Here is a 13,091-nt window from a genome sequence, read left to right as displayed (position 1 = left end):
TATTATTGACCTCTATTCACGTAAAGTTGTGGGGTGGTCTCTCGGTAAGCAAAAGAGTACAGCGTTGACGATGAGTTCTTTAAGGATGGCCGTACGTAACCGAGCACCGTCTAGTGGTTTATTGTTCCATACAGACAGAGGTTCAGAGTACCGCTCTCATGAGGTGCAAGCGCTTCTAAAAAGAAATGGAATAGTGCCGAGCATGAATCGTCCAGGCCACTGCACAGATAACGCTGAAGTAGAGTCATTCTTTCATACACTCAAGGGCGACATGATTAGAAAGAATACATTTAAAAGTGAGAAGCAGCTCAGAGATAAACTAGCGGGTTATATCCAGCATTTTTATAACCGTTATAGACTGCATTCAAGCTTAGGATATCGAAGCCCAAATGAGTATGAAGTTGTGATGGGGCTTTAGAAATATGGTGTCCATTTTATCGGGTGAAGATCATTATCAACGCTGGGCATTCTCGGCTTGGAGTCTGATAGGCTCGGTAAAATCAGTGGTTACAGCCACTTATTAAAGCGTTAGAATTTTGATTAATTCAGGAGGAATTTTTGACAAAATCAGGCGAATTATTTGAACGATCTATTCAAGATGCAGAGGAATTGCTTGGTAGGTTCGATCAAGAGAAGAATAATCAGACTGAGTACAACTCAGAATCACTTAAACGAGCAGGATTAGTTTTAACATTGGCTGCATGGGAAACCTATGTTAAAAATCGGTTTCTAGAAGAAATCGAAGTATGGCTTTATTCTACCAAAGGTAGTCAACTAGGTAATTTCGTTCAAAGAAGAGTCGATGAAGATTTAAAACGTTTTTTTAATCCAAACTCTTCTAAAACAAAGCAGCTGTTTAAATCATATTTTGATATTGATATTACTGAAAGCTGGAAGTGGCATAGCTACCACCCTCCTCAATCAAAAAAAGTACTCGACCAACTAATTTCATTACGTGGTGACGCCGCGCACCAAGCCAACACAACTGAAAATCAAGCACATCTTGTAAAAAGAGATGATCTTGATAAAGCAATCAGGTTTATCAAAGGCTTGGTTAGAGCAACTGATCAACTGAAAATTGCAAAATAATTCTAACAAGGCACTAAACCCGACACTTCACGCTTGGCATTTTTGCTTCGCAAAAGTCTATGCCAAGGTTTCTTGCGGGTTAGTTTGGCGTTAGGTGAAAAGGAATTCACAGTAAATGAAAAGATTACTAAAAATTGTCACACTGTTGCTCTTTGCTATTTCAATTCTAGGTTGCGAAGATAAAAATGAAGTCTATGCAAACCCTCCTGGCCATTTATTAGAGCAATTAGAAGCGTATTTTCCACTTTCTATTAAGTATGTAAGAAAAAATGAGGAAATAGCTCTAACCCAAGGAGTCCCATTACTACCTCAATACATCGAAATAGCACACAAGATTGGCATCAAACATCCTGAAAAAATTCGCGTCCATTATGCCGATTCAATTCCTTTGCCGGAAAATGAATCATTGCTATTTCAGATGCAACGATTAGGGCTAGACTCACCTTATATCACTGGTACAACATTTGGCTACGGTATCTGGATAGCCAATAGAGCAAAAGGTGACAAGCTATTAATGTCTCATGAGCTGATCCATGTAAAGCAAGTAGAGGATATGGGTCTCGAAGCATTTACTAAAAAATATTTGTTACAACTAAAGATCTTTGGCTACGCTGAGTCGCCTATTGAACTTGAAGCTTACAAAAAGGCAGGCAAATATTTGTAGCAACACTTCAAAAGATTCACCTAACAAGGCGCTCAACACGACACTTCACGCTTGGCATTTTCGCTTCGCAAAATTCTATGCCAAGGTTTCATGCGGGTTAGTTTGGCGCTATGTGCAAATCATAAAAAGGAACTTGTATGAACCAGCTATTGGATTCGTTACTAGAACATGGTTTCAAAGCAAAAATGAAGAACAACATCATTTACGTCAATCTTTCATTTTTCTCGTTCCCTGTCGCAATAGCTCATAATATTCCTATGAACTGTTATGAACTAAAACTCCAATATTGGCGTTATGCATTGCTCACAATGTTGTTTCTGATAAACCTCCTGCAAAATTTATCAGATGAAAATCTAGTTTTCAGTATTCTATTTGGTGCTCTCGTTGTTGGTTTCCCAATATCTACGCTGGTCGTACATCATAAATCCAGAGCCCTAAAAGATTATATAGATTCGATTAATGGAGAATAAAATGCATAACAAATTGTTCAACTGGATTCCAAAACGCTTGACACTTTTGTAACGGTCAGTTTTTGTGGTTATGGTGGTCATATTAGGTTTGGTGGCTTTGTTTTGTCACTATTTAACAAGGCTTTAGCACACAGATTGAGATTTTCACACAAGGAAGGTTTATATGTCTGATAATGGAACAGCGCTACACTGCAGTAAATGCAATCAAAAGACAATACATCGAAGATTAAACGCTTCAGAAATTGAAGCCAAAAAAGCTGAAAAGAACAACCTAAAGAGTAAAATTCTTCATTTTGTGTTTGGTGTATTGCTCAACCAATATAACTCAAAATCAAACATAAGTTACTTCAAGTGCACTGTTTGTGGTTCAGAATACACAGATAATGAGAGCATGCCTCATGGTTGGAGTTGAACTCATCGTTATACTTTGTGCTAACAAATCGCTTAACAGGGACTCCAAACGCTTGGCGACCTCAGTCGCAAATTCAGCTCCGTGTTTATGGCACAATATTTAACTCTGGTGGCATCGCGTTGTTGGACGTTAGTAAAGCGTTATGAGCCAATTCATCAAGGAGAAATAGATGTTAGATACGGTTAGGAATATCCTGGAACTTAACGATATTCCATTTGATGGTCAAAAAGACGTAGTTTATTGCAAGTTTCGTAATGCTGGTTCTAAGGTGAAAATCTCATACGATAGTTCAAGCAACAGCTACAAAGTATCTGGTAACGAATTTATTCAAGCCACCAACGCAGCCTTTTCTTTTGCATTCGCTTTTACGGTACCACATATTTTTGTTGGTGTTGAATGGAGTTGGGTGATCACTGCGCTTTCAATCTTTACTGGTACAACTTCTATCACACAGTTAATTTTCACTCAGTTCAAACTGTTAGATTTAAAGCAACAATTAAGACAGTCTGGTGTTTACTTGAGCTAGGCTCATAACAATGCGCTAAACTAGACACTTAACGCATGGCATTTTTGTAATGCTCAGGCTTTGGAGTTAAAGTGATGGAAATTGCATTTAGTCGCTTTGTTTTGTGACTTTGTTTTGTCACTTGTTAAAAAGCGTTAGGTTTACTTCAAATTCATTATATCATGAGTAAGGAAACTCAAATGTCATATGAATTTCAACTAAAAGCGGCACATAAAGAACTTGAAAGTAAAGGGGTTTGGAGAGCTAACTTTAACCCTCCCCTTTTAAAGTTATTTAGGTTTATTAGTATGCAAATACCACCACCGTATTATCAAAAGTTCACCATCAACTTTATCTTTACTAGCCTGATGTTCGGATTAATATTCAGCATATTAAATTGGTTCAATAACACTAATCCCGTTACCCAAATTCTTCTTGAAGGTGTCTTTAGTGGCCTGTTTTTTGGGTTATTAATGTCGGTTTTCTATTGGGTTCGTAAAAAACAGCTAGGTTTGACCAATTGGACAGAGCTTGTGTAAATATAAAGACCGAACAAAGCACTGGCCCAACATTTACGCATGGCGACTTCGCATCGAAAAATGACACTCCAAGTTTCATGTGGGTTCGTTTAGAGCTATGCGACAAAGAGGATTCATGGAAATTACATTACTCGCGGAGCATCCCGACTATGTACCTAAAATAGCTAAGTGGTACTTTGACGAGTGGGCTCATATTGCGCCGAATATCACTGAAGAAATGGTATTAGAAAAAGTCACCGAGAAATCTCAAAATCGGGACCAAATACCATTGGCTCTTATCGCTTGTATGGAGGATAAATTAGTAGGTGTATTGGAACTCAAGATTCGTGAAAATAAGAACTATCCTGAATATGAGCATTGGGTCGGCGGAGTGTACACCAACCCTGCTAATCGAGGACAAGGTGTTGCAAGTCAACTACTGAAAAAAGCGAAAGTGTTGGCAATAGATTTTGGTGTACAAGATCTATACTTACAATGTGAGTGTTTCAATATCCCACTGTACTTAAAACATGGCTTCAAGGCCTTACACCTAGCTCAACATCATGACTCAGAAACAACAATAATGGTGTGGCGGGCAGGCACATAACAAGGTATTAGCTGATATTAAGTTCCACACATTACAAAGATTGGAGGATCTATGAAAGGTAAAGGAAAGTGTCTATGTGGCTCGGTTGAGTTAGAAGTAGAATACGCCAGAAACGAATTGGCAGCTTGTCATTGCAGTATGTGTAGAAATTGGTCAGGTGGCCCGATGTTAGCCATTGATTGCGCTGATTCAGTTAGAATATCAGGTGAATCAAGTGTTGTTAGGTATCAGTCATCAGATTGGGCTGAAAGGGGTTTCTGCGGTAAATGTGGTACGCACTTGTTTTACTTCTTAGTGCCAAATAATCAGTACCATCTTCCTGTTGGATTATTAATATCAGAGAATGACTACAAACTAACTCATCAAATATTCATTGATGAAAAACCCGAATACTACGAATTTAAAAATGAAACACAGTACATGACTGGTGCGGAAGTGTTTGCCCACTTTGAAAATGGAGAGTAAACCGCTAACCGGGCATTTAAACGAACAAAAACCATTGGCTTTTGTTCGTTCTTTTTGAGTTCTTACCAACCATTTTTCACCATTTAACAACACCTCAAGGAGAGAGCATGACATGTCCATATTGTGGGGTGAGAGTTAGCTTCTTCAATTCATTTAAAATTACTCGTTGGAATAACCATATCTGTCTAAATTGTGGTAATGAATCTATTGCAACAAGAGTCAATATTGTTCTGTCAGTGAGCTGTATATTGGTGCCTCTATTTTCGATAGACATGTTGTTTTCTAGCCTACAACAACCTTTACACGAGGTGTTGTACATTGTTCTTGCCTTATTTTTCTCTTATACAGTCCATAGATACGTTGGAAAACTTCAAAAAATCAGCCAGAAAGAGCTAACACATTGCCTAACAGCGCTCCTAGAGATCGATAAGCTAAACCCATAGCTACGCGCCCGGTACCCTACTTCGTATCATCAAATAAAACTGAACTATTTCTTGGACCAGCACGTAACTATATTTTTGGTCTATCATTTGTCGGAGTCTAAATGAATCGTATTAACCCTCAGAAATTACTTTATAGTAAATGGACAGCAACCAACCCTAACAACCGTGAAAAGCACTTCCTTATCTCAGAAGTCGAGTTCAACGAAGATGGTTCTGTCATTCTATGCAAACTTGAAGCGGTCATCACCCATAATGAATATCTAATTGATTGGCCTGACTTGAAAGACAAAACAAAATGGCTGCAAGGGTGGAAGTAATCTAACTTGCAGGAAAACACACCTAACAAGTTGTTCCACGGGAGCAACACGTGTGCCATTAGCACACTAATTTTGTAAGAGTGACAAGCCCTAGAAAATTGAGTTACGCATATAACAACGTTTCAAACTAATTCGTAGCGCTTACCCTTTTGCTGTAGGCTTTAGATTGCGTAATTGCGTTTAAAATTTGGCTTCGGTGGCGCGTTATTTACTACTTCATCGGGCGTTTTCTTTACAGGGTAAAATGATGATTCAATGGCCATGTATTTTCAAATTAGAAGGTGACTCTGAGTTAATGTATCTCGAGTCTGAGTTGGTATTGGCTAGCGAGTTTGAGTCCTTGATTTGGAGTGGTTTAGACCAATTGATAGACAGTAACGGTCAACGTTATTTAGTCAATCACATTGGCGAGAGCTATATATTTGAATCGCAAGGAATTGAGTTGTCTCTTGAGTCAGTTACCAAACTAATTCAAGAACATGAGTTTGCAAAAATGGAAATGTGTTTGACTAAAATACAGTTCACATCGGTGCAGGAGGCGATACATTCTCTCGCGCTTGAAAAATAATCATACAAACGTTTATTCGTTATTCCCAACACTTAGAATTTTTGGTTTGATCTAAATTTAGTGTTAACGCTACAAAGGTTTAGGTAACTAGTAGCATTGTTCGTAACTTGAGTTTGATCAGGCTTATATGGAGGAAACCATGAAAAAGTACATACTGTTACTCGCTCTACTCTCTTTGGGTGGCTGCCTAGGTATACCTCAAACAATTCAACCCGTGCAACAATTTGAATTAGAAAAATATTTAGGTAAGTGGTACGAAATTGCTCGTTTAGACCACTCTTTTGAACGAGGTTTAAGTCAGGTTACTGCGGAATACTCGATGCGCTCTGATGGTGGTGTTTCGGTTCTAAATCGCGGTTACTCAGAAGATAAAAACGAATGGAAAGAGGCGGAAGGTAAAGCATATTTCGTAAATTCTAAGAATGAAGCGTATTTAAAGGTTTCATTTTTTGGTCCATTTTATGGCTCGTATGTTGTTTTTGAGTTGGAGAAAGATAACTATGACTATGCATTTGTTTCAGGACCAAACAATGACTACCTTTGGTTACTATCAAGAACACCAACGGTAAGTGTTGAAATTAAAAATAAATTTAAGCAGTTAGCACAATCACATGGCTTTGCAGTGGAACAGTTGATTTACGTGGAACAAAAATAGACCATACAATCGCTCAGCAGTAACCCTGCTTAGCAAAAGTCTATGGCACGTTAGTTTCGCGTCGGTGCTAAGCCTTTAGCCACTTTAAATCTTACCTGACTTGATGCATTTTCCAACTTCATCGTATGCGGTACATTGCCAAGTATCATTTTCAATTTCGATATATTTTGGGGCATTATCTAAGTTAAATGCGCAATACAGTGGGACTGTTTGTTTTGAACATGGGTTCTGCTTAGATTGCCCTGAACTTAGAGTGGCTACCGATGCACATGTTCCATCTTCTTTATATTCTGAACAGTGCCATTCTTCATTATTCCATACTATTTTTTCTGGGTTCCACATGCGGTTTTTGTTGAATACGCATGTGCAAGGTTTGTCATCAGTAGCGGTCCCAATTTTACGTGAAGTTTTACTATCTGTGTTTGCAAGTGCTATTGACGTGGTTATTAAGAGCAATAACGTAATTAGTGCGGAATGTTTCATATTGGTTCTCCCTCTTCGGTGAGTATGAAGTGATTATATATGAGCTATAAGCAACCATTAATGATTTCGGGCATATATTCAGGAAATCAATAAAACTAAAGTGCATAGTGACTTCATGAAAGGTAAGCTCTCCTTGTAGGGCATTTTCATTATACTTTTATAATTCCGAGTATCTTTCATGGCTAACTACCAACCTACTCTTTAATAGCGCTGCATTTATCTTACCATTTAGTATTTTGAACTGGTTTCCCCAGCTTCTTGTAGAAAACATTTCCGCGTGGGTTATTTTTCGGACTGTTAATTTCAATTTTTTACATGCTTCGTAAAAAACAGCTAGGTTTATCCAATCGGACAGACTTTGTGTAAATATCGAAACCTAACAACACACAAAAACCGACGGTTACACGTGGCATTTTTTCTTCGTAAAGTTTTATGTCACGATTTCGAGCATATTTGTTAAACGTTTAACATTAAGGAGGGCGGTGTCATGGAACAATCAATGAAATTTGGTAAGTTAGCGGAAGCTCACTTTGAAAATGGGCTGTTGTGTGCTGAAAGTGTCGTTTCTGCTATCGCTGAATATCACGGAGTGGATGATCACTTAGCCTTAAAAATGGCCACTGGATTTTGTAGTGGTATGGCTAGAACGTGTGGGCCATGCGGAGCCTTATCTGGAGCTGTAATGGGTATAAGTTTAGTTCTAGGTCGTGAATCCCAAGACGATTCTGTTGCTGTTACGTACGAAGCAACGCAGGAATTTGTCAAAAAGTTTGAAAGTGAATTTGGTGCAAAAGACTGCCATGAACTTTTAGGGTGTGACATTGGAACTGATGAAGGTATGGATTATTTTCGCTCTCAAAACCTTCGTACTAATTGCAGTAATTACACTCGAAAAGCCACTGAAATTGCGGTGATAGTTTTGAGTAAACATGCTTAGCAACCAACTTAAGGCTGACCGTATTTGGAGGATAAATGGCAAGTATTTTATATCTCGCCGCTTTTATGCTAGTCGTGGTGTCTTTTGCGCACTCTTACCTAGGAGAGCGCTTTATTCTCTCTAGGTTGTTTAAGCGTAATAATTTACCAAAAATTTTAGGCAGCGTTGACTTTACGAAACGCACTTTAAGGTTTGCTTGGCACTTAACGTCAGTCGCATGGTTGGGGCTTGCGGGTATTGTGGTCGCTCTCGCGCAACCTGAATTTAGTAAACATCTGGTTGGGCAGATAATCGCCATTACTTTTACTACACACTTTTTGGTGGCGCTTTTAGAGTCGAAAGGAAAACATCTCTCTTGGATTCTGTTTGGTGCAGCTGCCATTTTGGTGCTCGTGGGTACCTATATATAACGGTCAATTTCAGCAAATAACACATTAATTAAATGGACTTTATTATGATTTTAAATCACGTGTCAGTTGGTACCTCAGATATCGTATTAGCTGTTAAGTTTTACGATGCCGTTATGTCTACATTGTCCATCAAACGTACCCACTATATCGAAAGTATCGCCGCTGCTTATGGCGAAAACTTTGAGTTTTGGGTTGGCAGTCCTTATGAAGGTAAAGCGACATCAAGCAACGGTTCACACGTTGCTTTCAATGCGTTGTCTCAAGAGTCGGTTGACCAGTTCTATGCCACCGCCATTGAACTAGGTGGTTCATGTGAAGGTAAACCGGGATTAAGACCAGAATACGGTGCAACTTACTACGCAGCATTCGTAAGAGATTTAGATGGTAACAAAATTGAAGCCGTATCCATGTAACGTCCTCTACACCTATAACAGAGCCGTGAACTTAAGCCTCATCCTTATGGCGGAAGCCTAGAGCATAGTTACTATGCCTCACACTAAAATTGGTATGTTTGATGTTTAAAATTGAGACTAAGCGCCTAATTCTTCGGGATATGACTCCAAATGATGAGCCCGATTTTATTGCCATGTCCCAGGATGTAAAATATCAGCGTTTCTATGATGAAAGTGATTGTGACCCTAACAAATACAAAGAGCTTACATACTTGTTCATCGCTCAGGCCTCTGAAAACCCAAGAACGTCATACCAACTCGCGGTCGAATGTAAAGAATCAAGTCAATTCGTCGGTACTGTTTGTTTACGCCTTGAAGATAATAAGCAAGCTTCAATGGGGTGCGCGTTCTCAAGAGCATCCCAAGGCCGTAAGTTAAGTTACGAAGCAGCCTTAGCTCTCGCTGATTTTGGATTTTCCAAACTTGGCGTTCACCGTATTTATGCGGAGACAATTAGTAAAAATCTACCTGCCATTAATCTTTGTAAATCTTTAGGTATGCGACAAGAAGCGCACCTAATAGAACATCGTTTTTTCAAAAACCAGTGGTGGGATACCGTCATTCTGGCAATGCTTAGAACCGAATGGCTGTAAACCCGTCGAGTTTCCCAAGAGGCTGATGCATATTTGGCATCCAAATAACTACGTAGGGAAAGGGGTCTGAACCATTGCTCCTAAATGACCTAAAGTAGCTGCTTGCTTCCCTCCACCCAACAGTATGGAGCACTCATTTCCCCTTATAAGCAATACATTACACTTTCTTTTTGGATTGGAATTACTCATCAAAATTCTTCCTAAAACTGGACATCATCTCTCATTTATTATTCGTAGCCTGTCTTAAGCTATAGACGTAAACTCAACCAGAGGTGCTCGCTATGGACACACAACGTCACGGAATCACGATTGGTATTGAACGTATCGGCTTAGAGTCCATTTTAGTGTTTAAAGCAACCGGTAAGCTCACTCACGAAGATTATAAGGCCATTATTCCAGTGTTAGATTCTAGCCTAAAAGGCATAGATCCAAAACATGTAAAGATGTTGGTCGATATCACCGAATTTTCTGGTTGGGAACTTCGAGCAGCATGGGACGACTTTCAGTTAGGGCTAAAGGTTGGCTTTAAGATTGAAAAGGTAGCCATCTACGGCGATAAGAATTGGCAAGAAATGGCTGCTAAAATAGGCAGCTGGTTTTTGTCAGGTGAAATGTTGTCATTTGGAGACTATGAGTCGGCAGCAGTGTGGCTAGTTGATTAACGTAAACGTCACATTCAGTCGAATTAGGAACTAAAGTCAGTTAAACATCGCTTAAGACCTTAAAGATTAAAGCCGAGAATCAACTCGGCTTTAATCTTTAAGGTCTTAAGTTACATAATACTCGAGTCTTACTTAGAAGCTCGATAGCGAAACTAGCTGCTGTGTATAGCTTTGCGTTGGTTGACTAAACAGCTGCTGAGTATCTCCCTGCTCTATGATCTCACCATTTCTCATGACTATCGTATAATGGCACAACGACTTCACTACATTGAGATCATGGCTGATAAACAGATACGTCAGGTTGTACTTTTGCTGTAACGACTTAAGCAGGTCGAGCACTTGCGCTTGAACGGTTCGATCAAGTGAAGAGGTTGGCTCATCAAGCAATATAAACTCAGGTTTTAAAATGAGCGCACGTGCTATCGCAATACGTTGCCTTTGCCCACCCGAAAATTCATTAGGGTAACGAAAACGCGTTTCAGGATCCAAATCGACTTCTCTCATTACGGCACAGATGGCTTCATCTAGAGTTTTATCATCCATCTCTTGGTGAACAATCAAGCCTTCCCCTATCACCTGAGCAACTGACATACGGGGGTTCAATGCCGAGAAAGGGTCTTGAAATACAACCTGCATTTTACTGCGAAATGGCAGCATTTGTTGTCGGTTTAGACCTTGAAGCTCATGCCCCTCATAAGCGATGGAACCTTGAGAGTTGACTAGTTTGAGGATCGCCATTCCCGTTGTTGATTTACCCGAACCACTTTCACCGACCAGACCAATTGAATGCCCTTGTTTAAGCTCAAATGCCATGTCAGTCACGGCTTTGACGTGCGAAGTGACACGCTTGAACAGCCCCCCCGTAATAGGGAACCAGACTCTCAAGTTTTTCACATCAAGCAACGTTCTGGACGTTGATGCCACCTCGACAGGCAAGCCTCTTGGGTCAGAATTGATCAGTTTTATTGTGTACGGGTGCTTTGGCTCAGAGAATACGGATTTGCTTTCACCAACTTCAACCAACTCCCCCTCTTTCATCACCGCAACGCGATCAGCAATACGACGAACGATACTAAGATCGTGGGTAATAAACAGCATGGCCATACCCAACTCTTGCTGAAGCTCTTTCAGTAAATCCAGGATTTGTGCTTGTACGGACACATCCAATGCGGTGGTTGGCTCGTCGGCAATAAGAAGCTCAGGTTCATTAATCAGCGCCATCGCAATCATCACTCGCTGACGCTCTCCGCCAGACAGCTCATGTGGGTAGGCCGCTATTTTTTGCTCTGGATTTCTAATTCCTACCTTGTTTAGCCAAGAAACCGCAAGCTCTTCCGCTTTTTTCTGCCGCATGCCTCGGTGTATCGCTAAGGTTTCTACAAGCTGCTTTCCAATTTTATGCAGTGGATTCAGCGACACCATGGGCTCTTGAAATATCATGCCGATTCTACCGCCACGAATACCTCTAAGCTCTCGCTCGGTACAACTTAGAATATCCACGCCGTTAAAGTCGATGCTACCGCCAAGGTAATGAGACGATCCTTTAGGTAGAAGCTTTAACACCGAGTTTGCTGTTACAGATTTTCCAGAACCACTTTCGCCGACAAGCGCTAATGTTTCCCCTTTATTAATAGTAAGAGACACCTTGTTCGTGACTTGTTCAATGTCTTTCTTACGCCCAAAACCAACGGACAGATCTTTTATGGTTAATACTGTTTGAGTAATTGCAGTTGAAGTAATCGCACTTTGAGTCATGGCTATCGACCTCCTTGAGCATGCGGGTCGAAAGCATCACGTACCGCTTCACCAACAAATACCAGTAACGTCAGCATCAGTGACAATACAACGAACGCCGAAATTCCAAGCCAAGGCGCTTGAAGATTCGCTTTACCCTGAGCAAGAAGCTCACCTAGCGAAGGCGAACCCGCTGGTAAACCGAAACCTAAGAAATCAAGAGATGTCAGGGTTGTCACCGAACCAGATAAGATAAATGGCATCATGGTTAACGAAGCCACCATCGCGTTTGGTAACATATGACGCAGCATAATTCGCTTGTCGTCCACGCCCATCGCTTGCGCAGCACGAACATAGTCAAAGTTACGACAACGCAGAAACTCTGCTCGAACCACGCCAACTAAGCCCATCCAACTAAACAGCACCATGATCCCTAATAGCCACCAAAAATTGGGTTCAACAAAACTCGATAAAATAATCAGTAAGAACAGCGTTGGCATCCCTGACCAAACCTCTATAAACCGTTGTCCCAACAAATCAAGCCAACCGCCGTAGTAACCTTGTGTAGCGCCAACCGCGACACCAATTACGCTGGAAACAATGGTCAGTACAAAACCAAATAAAACGGAGATTCGAAAGCCGTAGATGATCCTAGACAAGACATCACGCCCTTTATCATCGGTACCCAGTAAATTCACCGAATCTGGCGCAGAAGGAACACTGCCCGTAATATCAAAATTGATCGTGTCGTAACTGAATCGAATTAACGGCCAAACTATGTAACCTTTCTCTTCAATTAAATCGGTCACGAATGGGTCGGTGTAATCGGCTTCGGTTTCAAACTCGCCGCCAAACTCGGTTTCCGCGTATTGCTGAGCAATCGGGAAATACCATCCGCTGTCGTAGTTGATCATAAGTGGTTTGTCGTTCGCAATAAGCTCAGCAAATAGGCTCAAGAAAAACAAAATGCCGAATATCCACAGCGACCAAAAACCTCGCTTATTCGATTTAAAACGTAACCATCTCGCTTGATTAAGCGGGTTACTTCTCGCCTTTTTGATTACTGGTTTTGGACTCTTTTCCATTTTCTCTTGCATTTCTAACATA

At 40.5% G+C, this 13,091-nt stretch carries 20 protein-coding genes; 17 read left to right on the top strand and 3 right to left on the bottom strand.

The features are described 5' to 3' along the window. The 12 genes from KP803_RS15715 to KP803_RS15660 all read left to right on the top strand — a co-directional run. Positions 1 to 418: IS3 family transposase (locus tag KP803_RS15715; protein ID WP_248009797.1), on the top strand; the 418-nt coding region annotated here is incomplete at its 5' end. A gap of 140 nt (positions 419 to 558) precedes the next feature. Beyond that, a complete protein-coding gene (locus KP803_RS15710) occupies positions 559 to 1,089 on the top strand; it encodes a HEPN domain-containing protein (protein WP_248009796.1) in 531 nt (176 codons plus the stop codon). Between the two features lie 115 nt (positions 1,090 to 1,204). Beyond that, the gene (locus KP803_RS15705; RefSeq protein WP_248009795.1) at positions 1,205 to 1,753 is read left to right on the top strand and encodes a hypothetical protein; all 549 of its coding nucleotides are present in this window, start codon (positions 1,205 to 1,207) and stop codon (positions 1,751 to 1,753) included. 137 nt (positions 1,754 to 1,890) lie between these two features. Continuing rightward, positions 1,891 to 2,223, top strand: a complete 333-nt coding sequence (locus KP803_RS15700) for a hypothetical protein (RefSeq protein ID WP_248009794.1) — start codon at positions 1,891 to 1,893, stop codon at positions 2,221 to 2,223. A 581-nt stretch (positions 2,224 to 2,804) separates the two neighbouring features. Next, positions 2,805 to 3,161: a hypothetical protein gene (locus KP803_RS15695; RefSeq protein WP_248009793.1), complete on the top strand. Its 357-nt coding sequence runs from the start codon at positions 2,805 to 2,807 to the stop codon at positions 3,159 to 3,161. A gap of 179 nt (positions 3,162 to 3,340) precedes the next feature. Next, positions 3,341 to 3,679 (top strand): DUF6404 family protein, encoded by a 339-nt coding sequence (locus tag KP803_RS15690; RefSeq protein ID WP_248009792.1) that lies wholly within the window; start codon positions 3,341 to 3,343, stop codon positions 3,677 to 3,679. A 115-nt stretch (positions 3,680 to 3,794) separates the two neighbouring features. Beyond that, on the top strand, positions 3,795 to 4,265 hold the full coding sequence (locus KP803_RS15685) for a GNAT family N-acetyltransferase (protein ID WP_248009791.1): 471 nt from the start codon (positions 3,795 to 3,797) through the stop codon (positions 4,263 to 4,265). 51 nt (positions 4,266 to 4,316) lie between these two features. Further along, positions 4,317 to 4,730, top strand: coding sequence for a GFA family protein (locus tag KP803_RS15680; RefSeq protein ID WP_248009790.1), 414 nt, complete (start codon positions 4,317 to 4,319; stop codon positions 4,728 to 4,730). Between the two features lie 107 nt (positions 4,731 to 4,837). Beyond that, complete coding sequence (locus tag KP803_RS15675) at positions 4,838 to 5,173, top strand: hypothetical protein (RefSeq protein ID WP_248009789.1); 336 nt, start codon at positions 4,838 to 4,840, stop codon at positions 5,171 to 5,173. 101 nt (positions 5,174 to 5,274) lie between these two features. Further along, positions 5,275 to 5,490, top strand: a complete 216-nt coding sequence (locus tag KP803_RS15670; RefSeq protein ID WP_248009788.1) for a TIGR02450 family Trp-rich protein — start codon at positions 5,275 to 5,277, stop codon at positions 5,488 to 5,490. A gap of 247 nt (positions 5,491 to 5,737) precedes the next feature. Then, complete coding sequence (locus KP803_RS15665; protein WP_248009787.1) at positions 5,738 to 6,058, top strand: DUF4144 family protein; 321 nt, start codon at positions 5,738 to 5,740, stop codon at positions 6,056 to 6,058. A gap of 139 nt (positions 6,059 to 6,197) precedes the next feature. Next, positions 6,198 to 6,713 carry a lipocalin family protein gene (locus KP803_RS15660; protein ID WP_248009786.1) on the top strand — a complete coding sequence of 172 codons (516 nt, stop codon included), beginning with the start codon at positions 6,198 to 6,200 and terminating at the stop codon, positions 6,711 to 6,713. A gap of 84 nt (positions 6,714 to 6,797) precedes the next feature. Here the strand turns inward: KP803_RS15660 and KP803_RS15655 are convergent, their stop codons facing one another. Next, the gene (locus tag KP803_RS15655) at positions 6,798 to 7,196 is read right to left on the bottom strand and encodes a hypothetical protein (protein WP_248009785.1); all 399 of its coding nucleotides are present in this window, start codon (positions 7,194 to 7,196) and stop codon (positions 6,798 to 6,800) included. Between the two features lie 487 nt (positions 7,197 to 7,683). On the opposite strand from KP803_RS15655, the gene KP803_RS15650 reads away from it, so the two are divergent. From KP803_RS15650 to KP803_RS15630, 5 genes are all read left to right on the top strand, one after another. Further along, positions 7,684 to 8,133, top strand: a complete 450-nt coding sequence (locus KP803_RS15650; protein WP_248009784.1) for a C-GCAxxG-C-C family protein — start codon at positions 7,684 to 7,686, stop codon at positions 8,131 to 8,133. 35 nt (positions 8,134 to 8,168) lie between these two features. Further along, the gene (locus KP803_RS15645; protein WP_248009783.1) at positions 8,169 to 8,543 is read left to right on the top strand and encodes a hypothetical protein; all 375 of its coding nucleotides are present in this window, start codon (positions 8,169 to 8,171) and stop codon (positions 8,541 to 8,543) included. Positions 8,544 to 8,587: 44 nt separating this feature from the next. Further along, positions 8,588 to 8,956: a VOC family protein gene (locus KP803_RS15640; RefSeq protein WP_248009782.1), complete on the top strand. Its 369-nt coding sequence runs from the start codon at positions 8,588 to 8,590 to the stop codon at positions 8,954 to 8,956. A 101-nt stretch (positions 8,957 to 9,057) separates the two neighbouring features. Continuing rightward, on the top strand, positions 9,058 to 9,588 hold the full coding sequence (locus KP803_RS15635) for a GNAT family N-acetyltransferase (RefSeq protein ID WP_248009781.1): 531 nt from the start codon (positions 9,058 to 9,060) through the stop codon (positions 9,586 to 9,588). Positions 9,589 to 9,869: 281 nt separating this feature from the next. Next, a complete protein-coding gene (locus tag KP803_RS15630) occupies positions 9,870 to 10,250 on the top strand; it encodes a SpoIIAA family protein (RefSeq protein ID WP_248009780.1) in 381 nt (126 codons plus the stop codon). Positions 10,251 to 10,382: 132 nt separating this feature from the next. On the opposite strand, the gene KP803_RS15625 is transcribed toward KP803_RS15630, so the two are convergent. Then, positions 10,383 to 12,005 (bottom strand): ABC transporter ATP-binding protein, encoded by a 1,623-nt coding sequence (locus KP803_RS15625; RefSeq protein WP_248009779.1) that lies wholly within the window; start codon positions 12,003 to 12,005, stop codon positions 10,383 to 10,385. A 2-nt stretch (positions 12,006 to 12,007) separates the two neighbouring features. Next, a complete protein-coding gene (locus tag KP803_RS15620; RefSeq protein ID WP_427916961.1) occupies positions 12,008 to 13,090 on the bottom strand; it encodes an ABC transporter permease in 1,083 nt (360 codons plus the stop codon). Position 13,091 lies beyond the last annotated feature (1 nt).

Source organism: Vibrio amylolyticus, assembly GCF_023145695.1.
GTDB classification, from domain to species: Bacteria; Pseudomonadota; Gammaproteobacteria; order Enterobacterales; family Vibrionaceae; genus Vibrio; species Vibrio amylolyticus.
Note: the sequence above shows the minus strand (reverse complement) of the source record. Positions and strands in the feature narration are given on the sequence as shown.